The organism is Streptomyces sp. NPDC003284, assembly GCF_053589675.1.
Genome location: NZ_JBSFSI010000009.1, coordinates 31,942 through 52,089, shown reverse-complemented (window position 1 = coordinate 52,089; position 20,148 = coordinate 31,942). Strand labels below are relative to the sequence as shown.

18 protein-coding genes and 1 pseudogene are annotated in these 20,148 nt (G+C 73.9%); 11 read left to right on the top strand and 8 right to left on the bottom strand.

The window, feature by feature from the left end:
• Window positions 1-45: 45 nt before the first annotated feature.
• The 4 genes from ACWDYF_RS20355 to ACWDYF_RS20340 all read right to left on the bottom strand — a co-directional run bounded on the left by ACWDYF_RS20355 (window position 46) and on the right by ACWDYF_RS20340 (window position 2,415).
• Window positions 46-498, bottom strand: coding sequence for a universal stress protein (locus ACWDYF_RS20355; protein ID WP_389465005.1), 453 nt, complete (start codon window positions 496-498; stop codon window positions 46-48).
• A complete protein-coding gene (locus ACWDYF_RS20350; RefSeq protein ID WP_389465008.1) occupies window positions 485-1,186 on the bottom strand; it encodes a dienelactone hydrolase family protein in 702 nt (233 codons plus the stop codon). Before ACWDYF_RS20350 ends, ACWDYF_RS20355 begins: the two co-directional genes overlap by 14 nt.
• Before the next feature lie 343 nt (window positions 1,187-1,529).
• Window positions 1,530-2,126 (bottom strand): Rv1733c family protein, encoded by a 597-nt coding sequence (locus tag ACWDYF_RS20345; RefSeq protein ID WP_389465011.1) that lies wholly within the window; start codon window positions 2,124-2,126, stop codon window positions 1,530-1,532.
• 97 nt (window positions 2,127-2,223) lie between these two features.
• On the bottom strand, window positions 2,224-2,415 hold the full coding sequence (locus ACWDYF_RS20340; protein WP_451584292.1) for a hypothetical protein: 192 nt from the start codon (window positions 2,413-2,415) through the stop codon (window positions 2,224-2,226).
• Between ACWDYF_RS20340 and ACWDYF_RS20335 the strand changes: the two genes are divergently transcribed.
• The 5 genes from ACWDYF_RS20335 (at window position 2,414) to ACWDYF_RS20315 (ending at window position 9,180) form a co-directional block, all read left to right on the top strand.
• Entirely contained in the window at window positions 2,414-2,893 is a 480-nt protein-coding gene (locus tag ACWDYF_RS20335; protein ID WP_451584291.1) for a CBS domain-containing protein, read from the top strand. The genes ACWDYF_RS20340 and ACWDYF_RS20335 overlap by 2 nt on opposite strands.
• Before the next feature lie 411 nt (window positions 2,894-3,304).
• Complete coding sequence (locus ACWDYF_RS20330) at window positions 3,305-4,534, top strand: MFS transporter (protein ID WP_389465014.1); 1,230 nt, start codon at window positions 3,305-3,307, stop codon at window positions 4,532-4,534.
• Complete coding sequence (locus ACWDYF_RS20325) at window positions 4,531-6,405, top strand: alpha/beta hydrolase family protein (protein ID WP_389465017.1); 1,875 nt, start codon at window positions 4,531-4,533, stop codon at window positions 6,403-6,405. The genes ACWDYF_RS20330 and ACWDYF_RS20325 overlap by 4 nt, the downstream gene beginning before the upstream one ends.
• A gap of 145 nt (window positions 6,406-6,550) precedes the next feature.
• Window positions 6,551-8,464 (top strand): RiPP maturation radical SAM C-methyltransferase, encoded by a 1,914-nt coding sequence (locus ACWDYF_RS20320; RefSeq protein WP_389465020.1) that lies wholly within the window; start codon window positions 6,551-6,553, stop codon window positions 8,462-8,464.
• Window positions 8,465-8,511: 47 nt separating this feature from the next.
• Entirely contained in the window at window positions 8,512-9,180 is a 669-nt protein-coding gene (locus ACWDYF_RS20315; protein ID WP_389465024.1) for a DUF5825 family protein, read from the top strand.
• A gap of 53 nt (window positions 9,181-9,233) precedes the next feature.
• On the opposite strand, the gene ACWDYF_RS20310 is transcribed toward ACWDYF_RS20315, so the two are convergent.
• Window positions 9,234-9,782, bottom strand: a complete 549-nt coding sequence (locus ACWDYF_RS20310; protein ID WP_389465027.1) for a GNAT family N-acetyltransferase — start codon at window positions 9,780-9,782, stop codon at window positions 9,234-9,236.
• 91 nt (window positions 9,783-9,873) lie between these two features.
• A complete protein-coding gene (locus ACWDYF_RS20305; protein WP_389465030.1) occupies window positions 9,874-10,776 on the bottom strand; it encodes a GNAT family N-acetyltransferase in 903 nt (300 codons plus the stop codon).
• Between the two features lie 534 nt (window positions 10,777-11,310).
• Between ACWDYF_RS20305 and ACWDYF_RS20300 the strand changes: the two genes are divergently transcribed.
• Complete coding sequence (locus ACWDYF_RS20300; RefSeq protein WP_018569701.1) at window positions 11,311-12,489, top strand: response regulator; 1,179 nt, start codon at window positions 11,311-11,313, stop codon at window positions 12,487-12,489.
• Here ACWDYF_RS20300 and ACWDYF_RS20295 read toward each other — a convergent pair.
• Window positions 12,438-12,803: a hypothetical protein gene (locus tag ACWDYF_RS20295; RefSeq protein ID WP_389465034.1), complete on the bottom strand. Its 366-nt coding sequence runs from the start codon at window positions 12,801-12,803 to the stop codon at window positions 12,438-12,440. The two genes, ACWDYF_RS20300 and ACWDYF_RS20295, sit on opposite strands and share 52 nt — an antisense overlap.
• Before the next feature lie 469 nt (window positions 12,804-13,272).
• Here ACWDYF_RS20295 and ACWDYF_RS20290 point away from each other — a divergent pair, with 469 nt between their 5' ends.
• The 5 genes and pseudogenes from ACWDYF_RS20290 (at window position 13,273) to ACWDYF_RS20270 (ending at window position 19,438) form a co-directional block, all read left to right on the top strand.
• Window positions 13,273-13,626: a beta/gamma crystallin domain-containing protein gene (locus tag ACWDYF_RS20290; protein ID WP_389465037.1), complete on the top strand. Its 354-nt coding sequence runs from the start codon at window positions 13,273-13,275 to the stop codon at window positions 13,624-13,626.
• Between the two features lie 144 nt (window positions 13,627-13,770).
• Window positions 13,771-14,606 (top strand): annotated as a pseudogene (locus ACWDYF_RS20285) (M55 family metallopeptidase).
• Window positions 14,607-14,954: 348 nt separating this feature from the next.
• On the top strand, window positions 14,955-17,072 hold the full coding sequence (locus tag ACWDYF_RS20280) for a flavin monoamine oxidase family protein (RefSeq protein ID WP_389465041.1): 2,118 nt from the start codon (window positions 14,955-14,957) through the stop codon (window positions 17,070-17,072).
• The gene (locus ACWDYF_RS20275) at window positions 17,069-18,898 is read left to right on the top strand and encodes a thiamine pyrophosphate-binding protein (RefSeq protein WP_381744447.1); all 1,830 of its coding nucleotides are present in this window, start codon (window positions 17,069-17,071) and stop codon (window positions 18,896-18,898) included. The genes ACWDYF_RS20280 and ACWDYF_RS20275 overlap by 4 nt, the downstream gene beginning before the upstream one ends.
• A gap of 30 nt (window positions 18,899-18,928) precedes the next feature.
• Entirely contained in the window at window positions 18,929-19,438 is a 510-nt protein-coding gene (locus ACWDYF_RS20270) for an inclusion body family protein (protein ID WP_018569695.1), read from the top strand.
• A 62-nt stretch (window positions 19,439-19,500) separates the two neighbouring features.
• Here the strand turns inward: ACWDYF_RS20270 and ACWDYF_RS20265 are convergent, their stop codons facing one another.
• A complete protein-coding gene (locus ACWDYF_RS20265) occupies window positions 19,501-20,085 on the bottom strand; it encodes a TetR family transcriptional regulator (protein ID WP_389465047.1) in 585 nt (194 codons plus the stop codon).
• Window positions 20,086-20,148: the final 63 nt, after the last annotated feature.

The window sequence follows — 20,148 nt, the reverse complement described above, 5'->3', positions numbered from 1 at the left end:
CTCCGTCGGCCCGCTTCCGGCGGTACGCCGCCGCGGCCCGGCAGGTCAGGGGTTCCCGTCGTGCTCCTCCCGCACCACGACGACCGGGCAGGCCGCGTACTGGGCGCAGCGCTGGCTGACCGAGCCCAGCATCGCGCGGCCGAAGCCGCCGTGTCCGCGACGGCCGACGACGAGGACGTCCGCCCCCTGCGAGGCACGGATCAGCACCTCCGAGGGGTCGCCCTCGACGACGCGTTCCCGCAGCCGCTCGGGGCGCTCGTCGCCGAAGACGGTGCGCAGTTCCTGGGCGAAGCGCTCGCGGGCGTGGTCCATGTCGAAGTCGGGGTCGATGACCAGTCCGCTCCAGCTGAACTCCGTGGGGGTGCTCCAGGCGTGGACCGCCTCCACGGCACCGTCCACCAGCCGCGCGTACCGGACCGCCCAGTGCAGTGCCGCACGGGACGACGGGGAGCCGTCCACCCCGACGACCACCGTGGGACGTGACTCAGCCGATGCCATGAGCGCCCTCCGCTCGAACGTCGCGCTCCCCGTCCCCACGCTGCCAGTCCTCCTGCCCGGCGGCCAGCCGGGGAGCGCCGCCGGGCACGGCCGCCGGGGCGGCGGGTGCGGCCAGGTGGGCGGTGAACCACGCGCGGCTGCGCTCCGCGAGGTGTTCCAGCGCGCCCGGTTCGGCGAACAGGTGCCCGGCGTCCGGGACGACGTCGACACGCGGGGCGCAGCCCATCCAGTCCGCCGCCAGCCGGGTCGGGCCGACCAGCCGGGTGTCCAGCGCCCCGACGACGAACAGCGTGGGCGCGCGCACCCGGGCCAGTGCCGCCGGTCGGGCCAGTTCGGGGCGCCCGCCGGCACTGACCACGCCGTGGACGCCGTCGTCGGCCGCCGCCGCCTCCAGGGCGGCCCCGGCGCCGGTGTCCGTCGCCCAGTAGCCCACGGGCAGGCCGGTCTCGCGGCGCAGCCAGTCCGTCGCGGCGCGCAGCCGCCGGGCCAGCAGCGTGACGTCGAAGACGCAGTGCGGACTGCGGCCCTCGTCCTCGGTCAGCAGATCGAGCAACAGGGTGCCCAGACCCGCGCGCCGCAGCGCAGCGGCCACCCGCCGGTACCGGGGATCACGCGCGGCCCCGGTGCCCGCGTGCGCGAGGACCACCACGGCGGGGGCCCGCGGGGGCAGCGCGAGGAACCCGGTCATACGTGTCTGCCGCGCGGGCACCTCCACGGCCCGGCCCGGCCCCGATCCGCCGTCCGGCCGCGATCCGCCGTCCGGCCGCGATCCGCCGTCCGGCCGCGATCCGCCGTCCGGCCGCGATCCGCCGTCCGGCCGCGATCCGCTGCCCGGTTGCGGCCCGTTGCCGGGTACCGGTGCCTTCGCCGGTCGCCGGGCGGGGTGCTGTCCCGTGTCCGGGTGGTCGGCGTGGCGCATGGGCCACCTCCTGGCGCTCGTTCCGGCGGACACCCGCCCGCGGTGGGCCGGGCCCGGTGTGCGGGCCACGTCTTCCGTCTTCAGCATGTCCCCGGTCCCCGGCCCCGGCCCGTCAGCCCGTCTTCTGGTCCCACTTCGGGCCGACGACCTCCCACTCCCTTCCCCACCGTTCGTACAGGCGCCGGTCGAGGCACCACCGCGCGAGGGCGGCCGTGCCGTAGGCGAGACCGGCGAAGGAGAGGGCCGCCGCCCCGCCGAACAGGGCGGCCTGGGTGTGTGCCTCGGCCGGTCCGGGCGGCTCGGTGGTCAGGGCACCCCGGCCGTTCTGCCAGACGGTGACCGCCGTTCCGGCGGGCAGCCCGCTCGGCACCAGGGTGTGCGCGGTGCGCGTCGTGCCGTCCGGGGCGGTCCAGCGCACCCGGGCCGGTGTCTCGGAGCCGTCGGTGGAGGGCGACAGGCCGCGGGGCGCGTCGGTGAGCAGGACCGCCGCGGCGGCGTGCCGGTCGGCCCGCTGGCCCGCGAACTCCTGCCCGGCCGCCCGCGCCGTGACCGTCCAGACGAGCGCGCCGCCCACCAGGATCAGCACCCATGTCAGCAGCGCGATCCAGGCCCCGGCGACATCCTCACGGCGCCGCAGCGGGTTGCCGTGCCACCGCCACAGCAGCCGCCTCGCACGCCGGGTGTGCCTCGGATGTGTCATGCCGTTCATCGGGCGCCACCTCCCTGCCCGGCCTCTCGCTCCTGCCCGGCCCCTCGCTTCCGAAGGTGCCAGGCGGGCCGCCCCGACCGCTTGGGCCGGACAGCCCTCATTCCCCGGGGACCTCCTGCCGGGGCGCGGACGAGCCGGTCGGCGTGCGGCCGGGGCCGTCCGGCCCGCGCGCAGACGTCCGCGCGCCGCGCGGACTCGGGTACGTGTCCGTGACCAGGACGGCCACGGCGGTCGCGAGGAGCACGTCATGCGAGGCGTCCAGTACCCAGTACACCGTCAGCGACGTCATGACCAGCAGCGTCGTCGCCCTGGCCGGGGGCGGGGCCTTCAAGGAGACCGTGCGTGCGATGCGGAGCCGGGGCGTCGGCGCGCTGCCCGTGCCGGACGGCGGCGCGGAGCAGCCGCCCGGCGCGGCGGCGGCGCGTGCGGTGACCGCCCGCGACCTGGCGACCGTCCCCGCGGTCGCCGTCCACGCCGACGCCACCGTGGCCGGGGCCGCCCGGCTCATGGCACGGCACGGCGTCAAGCAGCTCCCCGTCGTCGACGAAGCGGGCCGCCTCATCGGCACCCGCCGGGGTCCAGCACCGCTTCGGCGCGGTCCGGAGCGAACCCGCCGGGACCGCGCACCGGTCCCGCGCGATCCGGCGTGCACCCGCCGGAGTCCGGCGGGTGCACGCCTCCGTCCGGCGCCGACCCGGCACGGCCCGGATCCGGGGCCCGGCCGCACCGTACGGACGGACCCCTCCGCGCACGGCCCGCGCACCTGAGCCACACGGGTCACGCTCCCGCCCGAAAACACCTTCCGGGACACTCGACGGCCCCGGCTCGGGCGAACGTTCTCGGCCGAATACGCCCCGCGCGCCCTCCGCCCCGGCGGCGGGCGCCCCGTTCCCGGCGGACCCCCGCGCGCCACCACGCCCCGGCGCGCGGAACCCCGGCCACCCCGCGCGGAGAAGCGGCGTTCCGCTGCTCCGCCCGCGGAATGTCCGCCTCCCTTCCGCCGCGCGGACGACCGGTGCCCGCCTCCTTCCCGGCGGCGCCCCGGCGGACGGATCCGGCCAGCCCCGCCGCACCCTTGTTGCGTTCGTCCGGGCCGGATTAGGCTCCCGCTCGCTTCGCTCTCTCCACACTTTCTCCATTGTTTCGCCACGTCGGTGAGGTGGTCAGTGGAACGGCCGGTGTCGACCGCACGACCGTCCCGCGAGCGGACGGACCCACGGGACTACCGACTTCTGTGGTGGGCCAACGCCGCCGACGGAGTCGGCAGCCAGGCATCCGGTGCCGTCCTCCCGCTGCTCCTGCTGGGACTGGGCAACCCGCCCCAGACCGTCGGTCTCGTCGCCGGGGTCTCCACCGCCCTCGGACTCCTGCTCGGCCCGGTCGTGGCCGTCCCCGCCGACCGGGGCGCGCGCAAACGCGTCATGCTCGGCTCGGCGCTCGTCGCCGCCCTCGCCATGGGAGCGGCGACCCTCGCCCTGACCGGCGGCCGGCCGTCCCTGTGGCTGATCCTCGCCGCCGTCCTGGTCGAACGGATCGCCACCGCCTGCTTCGAGGCGGCGTCCCGCGGGACGGTCGCGCTGATCTGCCCCGGCCCCGAGCAGCCCCGGGCCCTCGCCCGGCTCGCCGCCGCCGACCAGGGCGCACTGATCACCGGCCCGGCCCTCGGCGGACTGCTGTACCAGGCCGCCCGCGCGCTGCCCTTCCTCGCTGACGCGCTCTCCTACCTCGTCAGCGCCCTGTGTGTGGGCGCCATGCGCGCGGATCTCACCGCACCGGCGCCGCGCGAGCCCGGCGGGGGACTGCTGCGCGAGAGCGCGGCCGGGCTGCGCCTGGTGCGCTCCTCGCCGCTGCTGCGGCTGGTCCTGGTGTGGTGCACCACGGTCAACCTCGTCGTGGTGGCGCTGTACTACGGAGCCGTCTTCACCCTCCAGCGGGCCGGACACGGCGGCGCGGTCCTCGGTGCCGTGCTCGCCGCCTCGGGCGCCGCGGGCCTGGCCGGGGCGCTCGCCGCGCCCAGGGTCGCCGTCCGCCTGGGCGCCGTACGGGCCGTGACCGGCGTGACCTGGCTGCTCGTCCCCCTCGCCGCCGCGCTCGCCCTGACCACCGACGCGTGGGCGTACGGCGCGCTGTTCAGCCTCGTGTGCCTGCTGATGCCGCTGGCCTCGGTGGTCCTCCAGGCCCGCGCCCTCCAGGCGACCGCGCTCGCGCTCCAGGCCCGTACCGGAGCGGTCCTGGCCACCGCCGCCACGGGCGCCGCCGCCCTGGCCCCCGTCCTGTCCGGCGCCCTCGCCGGGCGCCTGTCCACCGCCGCGCCCGCCGTGGCCTGCGGCGTCCTGCTGACGCTCCTGGCCGTCCACACCTGCCGGCGCCCCGTGCGCGCGGCCCTCACGGCGCGGGCCGCCGGATGACGGGCGGCGGCGGATACCAGGTGTACCGGGCCGCCCTGCCCGAGGTGTGCGCGGCCGACCCGGCGAAGATGGTGTTCACCGCGGACGCCGAGGGCCGCTGCGAGGTGTTCACCTGGGACGCCGTCAGCCGCGGCGCCCGCCAGGTCACCCACCGGCCGCGCGGCACCCTGCACTGCGCCGTCGACCGCGACGCACACGTGTGGTGGTTCGACGAGGACGAGCACGGGGCGGGGCAGTGGCGCTTCCAGCCCTTCACCGGCGGCCCGGACCGGCCCGGACTGACGAACGTGCCGTCCGGACTGCCGCGCGGCCTCGCGGTGAGCGACCACGCCGCCGTCGCCGTCGCCGTCGGCGAGGGCCGTACCACCACCGTCCGCACGGGCCCGCGCGGCGGCGCCGCCCGCACCCTCGCCCGCTTCGACGGCCACACCACGCTCACCGGCATCACCCCCGCGGGCGGACTCCTCGCCGTCGCGGACGCCGCGGCCGTCACCGTCCTCACCACCGGCACGGGAGCCGTACGCGCCGTCCTGCCCGGCGGCACGGGCGGCCGGCTGTGGTCCCTGGGCTTCGCCCCCGGCGCGGACAGCGAGGAGCTCCTGCTCGTCCGCGAACACGACGACCGGTACGTCCTGGCGACCTGGCGGCCCGGCAACGGCCTCGTCACCCACACCTGGTGCGCCTTCGACACCGAGATCACCGCCCGCTGGGACGCGGACGGCCGCTCCGTCCTGATACGTCAGGACCGCCACGGCCGCTCCGCCCTGCACCGCGCCGACCTCACCACCCGCACCCTCACCCCCGTCCCCACCCCGCCGGGCACCGTCCTGGACGCGGCCACCCGCCCCGGCGGCGACCTGCACTGCCTGTGGACCGACACCGCCCACCCGCCCCGGCTGACCTCCACCCGGCACACCCCGCTGCCCCCGCTGCCCACCGTCGCCGACCGGATCCCCGGCACCCACCGGGACGTGTGGACCACCGGCCCCGACGGACCCGTGCACACCCTGCTCAGCCTGCCCGACACGGCACGCGGCCCGGTCCCCGCGGTGTTCCTGGTGCACGGCGGCCCCGCCGACCACGACCGCGACGCCTACGACGGCGTCGTCCACTCCCTGCTCGCCTCCGGCTTCGCCGTCGCCCGCGTCAACTACCGCGGCTCCACCGGATACGGACCCCGCTGGCGGCACGCCTTCGGCGGCGGAGTCGGCCTCACCCAGGCCGAGGACCTGGCATCCGTACGGGCCGATCTCGTCGCGCGCGGACTCGTCCGGGCGGACGCCACCGGACTGTGGGGCACCTCCTGGGGCGGCTACCTCGTCCTGCTCGCCCTCGGCACCCGCCCCGGCCTGTGGCAGGCCGGTGTCGCGGTCAAACCGGTCGCCGACTGCGCCGCCGCCCACCGCACCACCACACCCGCGCTGCGCGCCCTGGACGAACGCCTCTTCGGCGGCACCCCCGACGAGGTGCCCGAACGCTACGCGCGCAGCTCCCCGATCCGCTACGCGGCCGCCGTCCGCGCCCCGCTGCTGGTCGTCGCGGCCACCCACGACACCAAATGCCCGCCCGGCCAGGTCCGCGGCTACCTCGACGCGCTGCGCGCCGCCGAGGTCCCGCACGAGTCGCTGTGGCTCGACTCCGGCCACGACGGCTACGACGGCGAGGACCACGTCACCGTGCTGCGCCGCGCGGTGGTCTTCCTCGACCGCCATCTGCGCGGCCCCGGCCGCACCCCGGGCGGCCCGCCGCCCCGGCGCCCCCCGACGCCCCGCTCCGCCCGGAGCGGGGAGCACCGCACCACCGCACACACCACCGAGAGGAGAGAACCCCATGCAGAAGGACATCATCCACAACGACCCGCTCGCGGGTGACGAGGAGAACCGCAAGCCGGGCATCGGCATCACCGTCACCATTCCGTTCCGCAACGCCGAGGACGCGGAAGAGGACTGACCCCGCCCGGCCGGCCCGGCGGCGCGCCGCCGGGCCCGCCCGGCACCTCACCCCCGAGGAGCCGACATGCGTGTCCTGCTGGTCAACATGCCCTGGTCGCCGATCGACCTGCCGTCCCTCGCGCTGGGAATACTCAAACGCAGCGTGGACGAGCGCGTGCCCGGCGCCCGAGCCGAAGTCCTGCACGCCAACCTCGAATTCGTCGACTGGATCACCGCCCGGACCGAGTTCACCGGCGACGACTACGAGTACTACTCCCTCTCGTCCTACTTCATGGGCTGCGGCGACTGGGTGTTCTCCTCCGCCCTCTACGACGACCCGGGCTGGCGCGAGAAGGAATTCACCGAGGTCATGCGCGGCAAGCTCAAGAAGCAGCGGATGGAGATGACCCGCGAACTGCACCGGATCGTCCCGGAGTTCGTCGACGAGATCGCCCGCCGGATCGTCGCCCACGCCCCCGACGTCGTCGGCTTCACCTCCACCTTCCAGCAGAACACCGCGGCGCTCGCCGCCGCCCGCCGTGTCAAGCAGCTCGCCCCGCACCTGGTCACCGTCATGGGCGGAGCCAACTGCGACGGCGCGCAGGGCGCCGCCGTGCACCGCAACTTCCCCTTCGTCGACCACGTCGTGCGCGGCGAGGGCGAGGCCGCCTTCCCGCAGCTGCTCACCGCGCTCGCCGACGGCACGGACCTCGCCGACGTGCCCGGCCTGTGCCACCGCGGCCCCGGCGGCGAGAGCGTCGCCAACCCCATGGCCACCCGCCCGCTGCCGCCCGCCGCGATCCTGCCGCCCGACTACAGCGGCTACTTCGAACGGCTCGCGGCCTCCGCCGCCCGCAACTGGGTCGAACCCAAACTGGTCGTCGAGGGCGCCCGCGGCTGCTGGTGGGGCGAGAAGCACCACTGCACCTTCTGCGGCCTCAACGGCTCGTTCATGGAGTTCCGTTCGAAGAGCCCCGACACCTTCTACGAGGAGATCATCGACCTGGCCCGCCGCCACCGGGTCCTGGACATGTATGTCGTCGACAACATCCTCGACATGGGCTACCTGACGACCGTACTGCCCCGGATCATCGACAGCGAGTACGACCTGCGGCTGCACATCGAGATCAAGGCCAACATGCGCCGCGCCCAACTGCGCACCCTCGCCGACGCGGGCATGATCTACGTCCAGCCCGGCATCGAGTCGCTCAACCACCGGGTGCTCGACCTGATGGACAAGGGCGTGAGCGGCTGCCAGAACGTCCGGATGCTCCGCGACGGAGCCGAGACCGGCCTGTCCGTCGCCTGGAACTACCTGCACGGCTTCCCCGGCGAGAGCGCCGCCGACTACGAACCGGTGATCGCCCAGCTCCCCGCGCTGGAGCACCTCGACCCGCCGGTCGACCTGTCGGCCCGGATCGCCATCGAGCGCTTCAGCCCGTACTTCGAACGCCCCGAACTCGGCTTCACGGGACTGCGGCCCGAGGAGCACTACCGCTTCACCTACGACCTGCCGGAGAACGAACTCTACGACCTCGCCTACGTCTTCGAGGCACCCGCCCGCGGTATCGGCGAACCGACCGTCACCGCGCTCAACGACGCCCTGGCCGCCTGGAAGAAGCACCACGCCGACGCCCGGCTCACCCATGACGACCTGGGCGACCGCATCGTCCTCGTCTCCCGGCGCCGCGCCTTCGACTGGCGGACGAGGGAACTCACCGACCCCTTCGAGCGGGCCGCGTTCCGGCTGCTCGACCAGCCGCACACCCCCGCCGCCCTCGCCCGCAAGGCCGCCCGCCAGGTCCCCGGAGCCGCCCGCGACGAGGCCGCCGTACAGGAACTCCTCGACGCCTGGACGGCCCTCGGCATCGTCTTCACCGACGGCGGACAGTACGTCCACATCGCCCCGGCCGCCGTCAACGAGGACCTGCTGCGGCTGGACTTCATGCGCCACGCCCACGCGCCGCTGGCCTCGCCCGCCGAACCCGTCCACGCCTGACCGCGCCCCGCGCCCCTATCACCGAGCCCCGAGGAGGAGCACCCCGTATGAGCACCACCCTCAGTCCGCCCGCTGTCCTCGCCTGGCGCGACCACGACCCCGCCGCCTGCGAACTGCCCGGCATGTCCCTCGGCGAACTCGCCCTGCCGGGACCGCTGGAGGACGAGAGCGAACGGCTGTGGCAGCTCGGCGCCCGGCGTGTGAGGCTGCCGGAGACCGTCGACCTCGCGGGCACCGTCGACCCCGGGCGGGCCGCCGAGACGGTGGCCGCGCTGAGCCTGGTCCGGGACCTGACCGCGCGCGCCGTCCTGGTGGAATGGGAACTGCGCCTCGATCCCGGTCCCGAGGCGGCCGACGACTGGCAGGCCCTCAGCCATCTCCAGCCCCCGCAGCGCGTCGAGGGCCCCGAAGCGGCCGACGAGGCGCTGCGCGCCTGGCGCCGCGGCCACTACCTGTGCAAGTGCCTGTGGCGCAAGGGCCCCGGCTTCGTGCAGATCCGCGACCGCCGCTGGGGCGACCTGCGCCGCTTCACCGCCGACGAGCCCCACTACGAGCAGGCCATCGAACGCCTGGCGTACGGTGCCCCCGCGCACACGCTGCCCTCCGGCGTCCTCGACGACTTCCGCGGCGAGAGGCTCGTCCTCGACGTCGGCCCGCTCGCCTGGTGGCTGCCCTACCGGGTCAGCCGCTGGCTCCAGGAGTCGATGACCATCTGAGGACCTGAGGACGCCGCTCTGGGCACCGGTCCGCACCGCTCCCGGGGCGGGTGTCAGAACCGGTTCCGGGGCCGGTCGAGGCGCCAGACCACGTCGACACCGCTGCAGGGCGGGGCGACGGGCCCGGGAGCCCGCTCACGACGGACCTCGGTGAACCCCAGCCGGCGCGGGACGGCGGCGCTGGGGACGTTGGCCAGATCGTGGAGTATCTCCAGGTACTCCACGTCCGGCAGCGTGAACATCTCGGCGACCAGGGCGGCCGTCGCCCGGGTGGCGATGCCCCGGCCGGTGGCGGCCGGATGCAGCCAGTACCCCAGCCGCCATCCCCCTGGCTCGGCCCGGTGGCTCTGGCACATGCCGACAGGCGTGCCGTCCTCGACGACGGCGTAGTTGTAGGTCTCCCCGCTCTCCCACCTGGCCTCGGACCTCTCCAGGAAGTCCCGGGTGCGTTCCTCGCTGTGCCCGGCGACCCACGGCACCCACGGGAGCAGATGGTCCGCGGACTCCTCGATCAGCCGGAACGCCTGGGCGGCGTCGCTCCCGGCCCGCCAGCGCCGCAGGAGGAGGCCCTCGCACTCGATGATCTGACTCGGTCGGTCCATGACCGCCATGATCGTCGCCGCGTCCAGCCCGGGGAAGTACCGCACCGGACGGGCCCGGGACGTACGCGCCGGACGGGAAGGACGCGACCGGTCAGGCACCCGGCCGGTCCGCTCGCGCGGACGCGGGCAACGCGTCCCGGCGCCGGTCCCGCCGCTCGGGCAGCAGCCGGAAACCCGCCGCCCGGTAGGTGGCGACGGCGGCGGTGCGGGCGCTCGGTGTGCAGACGAGGGCACCGGAGGAGCCCAGCCGCCTGAGCGCGGCCGCCGCGGCGCGGGTGACCGCCGCGCCGTGGCCGCGGCGGCGGTGGTCCCGGTGCACGCCCATCGGTTCCAGCAGCCCCGGCCGTCCCGGTCCCGCCGACCACACCGCCACCGCCGCCACCGCGGTGTCCCGCTCGTCGTAGGCGAGCAGGCACCGCGCGTCGGTGAACGGGGTCCCGCCCGCCATCGCGTGCCAGTGCGACGCCGTGAACGCCGACCCCTCGAACGCCGACCGGTGCACGGCCGCCCACGCCCGCGCCCGCTCCGGACCGGCCACCTCGATCCGCAGACCCGGGTCCTCCACCGGCTCCGCGAGGTCCCGGCGCAGCGGCGTCCACGACTCGTCGGCGTGCCAGCCCCGCTCGGCCAGCAGATCCTGGACCAGCGAGCCCGTGGGCGCCTCGACGTACACCGTCCCGGCTCCCAGCACGCCCCGCTCGGGCCGCGCCGCGTCCTCGACCACGCTCCGCGCCAGCTCCTCGTCGTGCTCCGCCTCCGGCGCGGTCGTGAGGCGCAGCAGGCCGGGGCCGTCCAGCAGCCCGACGGCGAGCACCCGCCCCTGCCTGCGCCACGTCCGGACCGCCGCGGCGCACGCCCGCGCGCCGCGGCGCCGGTACCAGCCGAGGTCGCCCGGATGCAACTGGAGCGGCGCCTCGTCGCGCTGCCAGCGCCGCAGCGCGTCCACGACCTCGTCCAGCCCGCCGATGCCCGGTGTACCCAACTCCGTCGCCATACCCCGGATCACACACCATCGCGCCACCGGCGCGCATCCGGATTCCGTCCACGGAGGACCCCTGAGCGTCGTCCTCCCCGGGACACACCCCTGACGGGCCGCCGGACCCTCGGCCTCGCCGACCCGGCGGACGAACCCCGGGTGCCGGGCTGTCTCAAGTCCGCGGCGCATCCGTCCCGTTGCGCCGCGGTGCGGGTGGCACGGTTGTCTCCGTTGTCTCCGTTGTCGCCGATGTTGCCGCAACACCGGTCGGCGGACCGGTCATGACCTGCGTGCCGGACGTGTTGCGGGCGGCGGCAGCGGTCCGGCAACGGGCCCCGATGTGTTGCCGGTTCACCGATCGCCGTGCGCAACGGAACCGCCTGGCGTCATTGTGTGACGCGTCGCAGGGCGGGCCCACCGGGGTGCGCCGTCCCGGCCGGGGTCCGGCCGGGTGAGGAAGGGCGGGTTCGATGGATCGTTCACGTGTGCCGGTGTGGGCGGCGCCGACGCTGTTACCGCAGGCGCCGACGAGGACGAGGGGCGGGAGCGCCCGTGGGTGAGCTGCGTCCTCTCGCGCCCGGCCTGACACCGCAGTCGCGGGCGCTGGCCCTGGCACTGCGTGAGCTGTTCGAAGGGCTGGACGTCTCGGTCCGCCGCTACGCGGCCCGCCGCATCCGCGACGCCGGGACCTTCTCCCGCTATCTGAGCGGCACTCGCGTCCCGCCCTGGGAAGTCGTCACGGATCTGCTCACGGACGTCGCCGAACACCGGGGCACCGCCGCCACCCCGGAGGCCATCGAACTGGTGCGCAGGCTGTACCAGGCGGCCGTGGAGACCACCACCTCACCCCGGCACGCGGTCGAGGTCCTCGAACAGCAGCTCGCCGAGGCCGACCGGGCCTCCCGCCGCTCCACCGCGCGCGGCGACGCCCTGGGCGACGCCCTGCTGGACCGCAAGCACCGCATCGCCGATCTGGAGGTACGGCTGAACCAGTTGGAGGCCGAGTGGAGCGCGGAACGCGAGCGGGCCGAACGGCTGGCCGCCGCCGACCCCGACGTCACCGGCCTGCTGCGCGAGCGCGATCATCTGCGGGAGGAGGCCGCCCGGCTCGCCGCCCAGCTCCGTGCGGCCCAGCGGCAGCGCGACGAGGCCGAACAGCGCTGCACCCTGCTGGAACGGCAACTGGAGGCGGTCGAACAGACGCAGTGGACCGCGCCGTCCGTGGCACCGGCGGTCCCCCAGGCCCTGCCGAGGGTGCTCATCGTCGACGACCAGCCGGACAACCTGCTGGCCATGACCGCCGTGCTGGCCACCCTCGACCAGGAACTGGTCGCCGTCCCGTCCGGCCGTGAGGCCCTCAAGGCCCTCCTCGACCACGACGACTTCGCCGTGATCATCATGGACGTCCAGATGCCCGACATGGACGGCTACGAGACCGCCGCCCACATCAAGCGGCGGCCCCGCACCCACGACGTGCCCATCATCTTCCTCACCGCCATGGGCACCGACCCCGAACACTCCGCCCGCGGCTACGCGGCCGGTGCGGTCGACTACATCGGCAAACCCTTCGACCCATGGGTGCTGCGCGCCAAGGTCGCCGTGTTCACCGGCATCTACCTCGAACAGCGGCGCCTCGCCGGGGAGCGGCGACTGCCCGGTGCGCCGGAGCGTCCACCCGTTCAGGACGGCGGGCAGCCGAACCAGTTCACCGTGCCGTCCTCCGACGTGTAGCCGAGGCACCTGAAGGTCCGGTCGTGCAGGGTCCTGGTCCGGTCGACCGCGCCGTCCAGGGTGTCTCCCTTGCGGTGGGTCTGTACGAGGGTGTCGATCTCGACGGTGTACCAGCGGCCCCTGCCGGACGGGATGTCGCAGTGGTAGGCGGTCAGGCCGCGACTCGGCCCGTCGCTCCACAGGTTCTGTTCGGCGCGGTCGCAGTGGGCGCGCTCGGCGGCACCGGCGGTGCCGGCCCCGGCGACGAGCAGGGTCGCCGCTCCTGTGACCGCCGCCGCGGTGACGCCGATCAGGCGCCTGAGGGTAGGACTCATCGGTTGTTCCTCCTGCCGGATGCGGTGACGGCACGGAGTTCGCCCGGTCACCTTGCTGCCATGGTCACGCCGGTCGGCGCGGCCCGGCGCGCCGGTCGGCGTCGGCTTCCCCCGACCCGGTGACCCCGGTGCTGCCAATGCAGCAGCGGCGCGGACGGAGCCGGTGGCGGCGCGGAGGCCGTCGCCACGCTGGGACCGGCGTCAACCCGGCCACCGGAGCAGACCCACACCGGCGAATCCGGTTCACGTCATCCTGCCGCGCCTTCGGACCGCACCGGCCCCCGTCCCGAGGCGCGACCGCCACGGCAAACGCCGCTTTCCGGACAAATCAAAGATCACGCGGAAAATCCCGGAAAAAGGCGAATCGTTCCGGCATGGGAGCGTCTCCGTGCAGCCGCTCCCGCCCGGAGGACAGCGCCGACGGGAGGGCGACGTACGAAGCACACCCTGTGAGTCTGAAGGAGCACCTGTGATCTCGAAGGGCAGGAGGACCCTGCGGTCCCTGGCCGTGGCGCTCGCCGCGGCGGCCTCGTTCACCCTCGGCGTGCCCGGCGGCAACGCCTTCGCCATCGACCACGTCCAGTGCGTGGGCGGCGAGAACTTCCTGAAGATCTGGTCGCACCTGGACGGCCGGCAGAGCGTCGACTGCTACGCGAACGCCGGGAAGACCGGCTTCGGCGGCTGGTGGGTCGACCGGATCTCCACGGGCAACAACGACCTGATCTACTACGACGCCAACGGCGACTCGGTGAAGATCGAACGCTGGCACGACATCACCTTCCCGAACTATCCGCCGAAGGTCGTCTCCATCCAGATCCTCTGACGGCCCGGCACCCGGCCGCCGCGAGGCGGGCCGGCCGCGCCGGTGCGGGCGCGGTCGGCCCGGCGTCCACGGGTCCGGGTCCGCCGTGCCGCGCCCGCGCCATGTCCTGTCGGAGGGGAGCGCGCGGCACATAGGCTCCGCGGCATGAAGATCTTGATCTCTGTGGACATGGAGGGCATCTCGGGGATCGTGCATCCCACCGGGACGAACCCGGACCGCTACGACTACGAGCGCGGCCGCGCGGCCGCGCGGCGATGACGGCCGAGGCGAACAGCGTGACAGCCGGTGTGCCGGACGCCGAGCCCGACGCCGTGGTGTGGGTCGCCGACGCGCACGGGCCGTTCCGCAACCTGCTGCCGGAGCAGCTCGACCGGCGCGCCCGCCTCGTCCGCGGCAAACCGCGCCCGCTGGGCATGCTCGGCGGGCTCGACGAGGACACCGACGCGCTGCTGCTGATCGGCTACCACGCCCGTGCCGGACGCGGCCCGGCCGTGCTGGCCCACACCATGAACGACGGCATCCTCGACGTACGCGTGGCCGGGCGCTCCATGGGCGAGATCGGTCTCAACGCCGCCATGGCCGGGCACCTCGGTGTACCGGTGGCGCTGCTCAGCGGCGACGACAGCGCCTGCGCCGAACTGCTGGCGCTGGTCCCCTCCGCGCACACGGTCGCGGTCAAGCAGTCCCTCGGCCAGAGCGCCGCCGTCGCCCTGCACCCCGAGGAGGCGCGCGAGCGGCTGCGCCGCGCAGCCGCCGAGGCCGTGACCCGACGTGCCCAGGTCGCCCCGCTGGCCCTCGCCGGACCGCTCGACGTCGAGGTGGATCTCTTCTCACCGGCCACGGTCGACCTGGCCGCGCTCGTGCCGGGTGTCTCACGTGGTGACGGCGCCCGCACCGTCGCCTTCACCGCCGACGACTTCGCCGCCGCCTACCGCCTGGTCCTGCTGCTCGCCCAGCTCGCCACCGTCAGGCCCGGCTGAGTCCGGCCCCGGTCGCGCTCCCGTGCCGGACGGTTCACGGGCGGGGGCGCGTTGGCCGGATGAGGAGACTCGCGGCACCGGCCGGAGATCCCGCCGGGCGTCCGGACGGTCGTTTTTTGTCCGGTCGGCGGTGAGGCCGGAACACCCCTGCTCCTGGAATTCCTTGTTCCACGAGAAGAATGCTCTCCCGCATGTCACCGGCCTCACTTCCGCACCTTGGGAATCGCACGCTTTCCTGTCGAAAATTCGAGCGAGGCGAAAACAGGTCACCGGTTCTTCGTGCCATTTTCAGGACTTTTCCCGGCGCTGAATTACTAAATCGTTTCGGCATATCTACGATCCCAGGCTATGACCGACACTCCACGGGACAACTCCGCCACCCGTGCCCGCTGGCAGACCTGTCTGGGGCTCGCCCGCGACCTCCTCCTCGTCGGACCGGACGGCAGGGACCTCAAGCTCGACTACCTGCACACCCTCATAGACACGGGCCGCCTCGGGCCCACCGCGCACCCGCGCAAGAAGATCCTCGTCATCGGCGCCGGCATCACCGGTCTCGTCGCCGCGCGGCTGCTCAAGGACGCCGGACACGACGTCACCGTCCTGGAGGCGAACGCCAGCCGGGTCGGCGGCCGTATCAAGACCTTCCGCACCACGAAGCACCACCAGCCCTTCGCCGACCCGGCCCAGTACGCCGAGGCGGGGGCCATGCGGCTGCCCGACTTCCATCCCCTGGTCCTGGCCCTGGTCGACAAACTCGGGCTCGGGCGCCGCCAGTTCTACAACGTGGACATCGACCCGCACACCGGCAGCGGCCCCGACGTGCCCGTCCCGCCGGTCACCTACACCTCCTTCACCGGCCGGACCTGGACCTACGGCGACGACAGCCCGGACTTCCACGAGCCCGACAAACGCGGCAACTCCTGGATCCGCGCCAACCGCGTCCAGGTGCGGCGCGCCGACTACGCCGCCGGTCCCGAGAGGATCAACGAGGGCTTCCACCTCACCGACGACGAAGTCCGCGCCTCCGCGGCGCAGTTGGTCGACCAGGCGCTGGAGAGCGTGCGCGACTACTACTCCGACCTCGTCGACGGCGTGCGCGTCGACAAGCCGTTCGAGCAGTGGGTCGAGGGCTGGGCGCGGGTGATCCGCGACTTCGACGGCCATTCGATGGGCTCGTTCCTGCGCGATCACGCCGGTCTCAGCGACGAGGCCGTGGAGGCGGTCGGCACCTTGGAGAACATGTCGTCACGGCTCCATCTCTCCTTCTTCCACAGCTTCCTCGGCCGCAGCGACATCAACCCCGGCGTCCGCTACTGGGAGATACCGGGCGGCAACTGGCGCCTGCCGCACGCCTTGTACCAGGGTCTGCGCGACGAGGTGCAACTCGGCCGGCGTGTCATCCGCATCGAGTACCACGACCCCAGCCGCGACACCGACCCCGAGGGCACCGGTGCGGTCGGCCCCGACGGCTGGGGCGTGGCCGTACAGACCCTGGACGAGGACGATCCGAAGGAACTGCCCCGGCTGTGGACGGCGGACCTGGCCGTCGTCACCGTCCCCTTCTCGGCCCTGCGCTTCGTGGAGATCGTCCCCTCCATGTCGTACAAGAAGCGCCGTGCCGTCATCGAGACCCACTACGACCAGGCCACCAAGGTGCTGCTCGAATTCAGCCACCGCTGGTGGGAGTTCACCGAGGCGGACTGGCGGGACGCGCTGGAGGACATCGCCCCGGGCCTGTACGCGTACTACCGCGGCGGGGACCGCAGCGGTCACGGGCCCGGTGCCGCCGCGGCCGCACCGCTGCCCACGCTGCCCGAACCGGAGGCCGGGCTGCTCGGTGCCGCGGTCAAGGACAACCTCGTCACCGAGGAGATGCGGCAGGTCGACGGCACCCTGCCGCTGCGCGGCCCGGCCGTGCGCCCCGCCACGCACTGCTTCGGCGGCGGCTCGACGACCGACAACCCCAACCGGTTCACGTACTACCCCTCGCACCCGGCCGAGGGCGGTACCGGCGGTGGCGTCGTCCTCGCCTCGTACTCCTGGTCCGACGACGCCGCGCGCTGGGACTCCATGCCGAAGACGGAGCGCTACCTCTACGCCCTGCGCAACCTCCAGGCCCTGCACGGCCGGCGCATCGAGGTGTTCTTCACCGGCCGGGGCGCCACCCAGAGCTGGGCCCGCGACCCCTACGCCTTCGGCGAGGCCGCCCTCTACACCGCGCACCAGATGACCAGCTTCCACCTGGACGCCTCCCGGCCCGAGGGCCCGGTGCACTTCGCCGGTGAACACACCTCCCTCAAACACGCCTGGATCGAGGGCGCCCTGGAGAGCGCCGTGCGCGCCGCGCTCGCCGTCCACCGGGCCCCGCCGGTCACCGACAGGCCGGAGCACGAGCAGGACCACGGACAGCACCTGGGGCAGGACCAAAGCACCACCCACACGCGGCAGCCGGGGCAGTCCGCATGAGCGGGACCCCGCCCTCCTGCACGGTCGCCCGCTATCTCGCCCTGCGGCTGGCCGAGTTGGGCATCACCCATCTGTTCGGCGTGCCCGGCAACCACCTCGGGCCGTTCCTCACCACGTTGCGCTCCGAGGGCGACATCGAGTGGGTCGGCACACCCACCGAGGGCGGCGCGGGCCAGGCCGCCGACGCCTACGCCCGTGTCCACGGTGTGGGCGCGGCGGCGGTCACCTACAGCGTGGGCGCCTTCAACCTGCTCAACTCCTGCGGCGGCGCGTATGTCGAGCAGGTCCCGCTCATCGCCGTCAACGCGTGCCCGCCCTACGAGCAGTGGCAGAACTTCCGCGCCGTCGGTCTGCTCACCTCGCACATGAGTCCGCGCGCGGAGAGCAACCTGGACGTCTACCGGCAGGTCACCGTGGACGCGCAGGCCGTCTCCCACCCGGGCCTGGCGCCGACCCAGATCGACGCCGCGCTCACCGCGTGCCTCTCCGAGCGCAGACCCGTCTACCTGGAGGTCATGGAAGACCTGTGGGACGCGCCCTGTCCGGCCCCCGCGGCGCCGCTCGTCCGCCGTGAACGGCCGCTCGGCGAGCGCGGCCGGGTGCTGCTGGAGGACGCCGTGCACGCGATCCTCACCCTGATCGAGCAGCACCCCGGCCCGGACGGCAGGCCCCGGCCGATCGTGTGGGCCGGGGAGGAGACCGACCGGTTCCGGCTCGGCGGGGAACTCGTCGACCTGGTGGAGGCCACCGGTGTGCCGTTCTGCACCACCGTGGGCGCCAAGGGCGTCGTGGACGGGCAACTGCCGCAGTTCCACGGCGTCTACAACGGCAGGGCCAGCCACCCGGACGTCCACGCGGTCTTCAAGGACTGGGCCACCTGCCGGATCGGGCTCGGGGCCTGGTCCACGTCGAAGAACCTCGACGGCGAACAGAGCGTCGGCACCGACTGGGTGATGGCGGCGCACGGCGGTGTCAGCGTCGGCACCTCCTACTTCCCCGACGTCCAGCTCGCCCATCTGCTGCCCGCCCTCCAGGACGCCCTGGTGAAGGCGTACGGCACCGGGGGCCTGTACGCCGACTACTACGCCGAGTCCTACAGCTACGGCGGAGCGCCCGCGGACCGTCCCGCAGGGCTCGCGCAGCACCGGGCCTCGCTGAACGCCGGCGGTCCGCGCTTCCGCCAGGCCGAACGGCTCACGTACGACGGCGTGTTCGACCGGATCAACCAGTTCCTGGGCCAGGAGACACCGGAGCGCTGGACGGTCGTCTCCGACGCCGCGTTCTCCCTCATCGGCTCGATGAACCTGTCCGTGCCCGCGGGCGGCTTCCTGTCGCAGATCAGCTGGCTGTCCATCGGCTGGTCGCTCGGCGCGGCCACCGGTGCCGCGCTCGCCCCCGGGCGCGCGGGCGCCCGTCCGATGGTGTTCGTCGGTGACGGCGCCTTCCAGGAGACCTGCCAGGAGATCTCCACCCACACCCGGCTCGGGCTGCGCTCGGTGGTGTTCGTCCTGGACAACGGGCACTTCTACGGGATCGAGCAGATGCTGGTGAACCCGGCCCACTACGCCGAACGGGACCCGGCCGACGCGGACTTCTACAACATCCTGCACCCCTGGCACTACGACCGCCTCGCGGCCGTCTTCGCCGGTGAGGACACCCCGGCGAACGGGGTCACCGTGGCCCGGCCCGCGGAACTGGACGACCTGCTGGCCCGGCTCGCCGACCCGCACGACCCGGTGAACGCCGGACCGCTCCTGGTCCGCGTCCGCCTGCACCGGCACGACTATCCGCGGGCCATGGCCTACAAGGTGCCGAGATCCTCGTAGGCGAAACCTCTCATTCCCTGGAGAAGCGAAATGGCTGACCTGAACGTACTGATCGCGTTCGACGCCGCCACGATAGTGGAGCAGTACCCGAACGCCTCACGCAATCCGGACGCACCGACCTACGTCGACCAGAGCCTCATCTACATGACGACGCGCCACGACCACATCGTCGGCACGTCGGGCGCCGAACTGAACCTCCGGGCGGAGCCCGGGGACACCGTCCGGTGGCGGGAGACGACGCTGTCGCTCGGCAGCGACCACAAGGCCCTGCTCTACCGGTACGTGAGCAGCGACCCCGGCCACACCCTCATCAGGACGCCCGAGATCGAGGTGGTCGACGGTGTCTACCCGCTGCCGAAGGAGGGCAGCGAGGGCAGCCCGGACTTCCTGACGCAGAAGTACCAGGACCACTACTGGCGCACCACGGTGAAGAGCGTCGGCAAGGTCGTGTACCACTTCTCCTTCCAGATCCTCGACCGGCACCGGCAGTTGAAGGGGTACTTCCAGTGGGACCCCTTCATCACCATCGAGGACTCCTGACCTTCCGGCCGTGACGGGCGGGGGCGGCGGCCGTGGTCGCCGCCCCTGTCCGGACGGCCGCCTCAGTCCTTCAGCAGGGCGGCGACCAGACGTGCCATGGCGGCCCGCGGGTCGGGCGTGCCGGGCCGGCTCGTCAGCAGCAGATGGTGGGCGGTACCGACGACGGCCAGGGCCACCATGGCGGGGTCGACGGTCCGCGCCACCCTGCCGAGCGCCTGCTCGGCCCCGACGTACCCGGTCACGGCCTCCTGGATCGTGCTGAAGCCCGGCGCCCCGCCCTCCAGGGCCGCGCGGACACGGGACGCGGCGACGGGCCGTGTCATGGCAAGCCCCGACAGGGCGGGACCGCCGGATTCGAACAGCGCGAGCACGACGGCCTCCAGGTTCCCCGCCACCGTGCCCCGCCCGGCGGCCTCCGACAGCGCGCGCGCCTTCTTGGCCGTCCGCGCGAACCGGTCCAGGCACAGCTCGGCCACGAACTCGTCGAGCCCCGCGAAGTGCGCGTGCAGCAGCCCCTTGGCGCAGCCCGCCTCGGTGGTCACGGCCCGGCTGGTGAGCGCGCCGGGACCGTCCCTCTCCACGACCCGCTCGGCGGCCCCGAACAGCCGCTCGCGTACGTCCGGGGTCGCGACTCCGCGCGGTGACATGTGCCTCGCTCCTGTTCTGTGGCCCCGACCGGGCAAGGGCCGACTGCCGGGATCCTAGGGCCT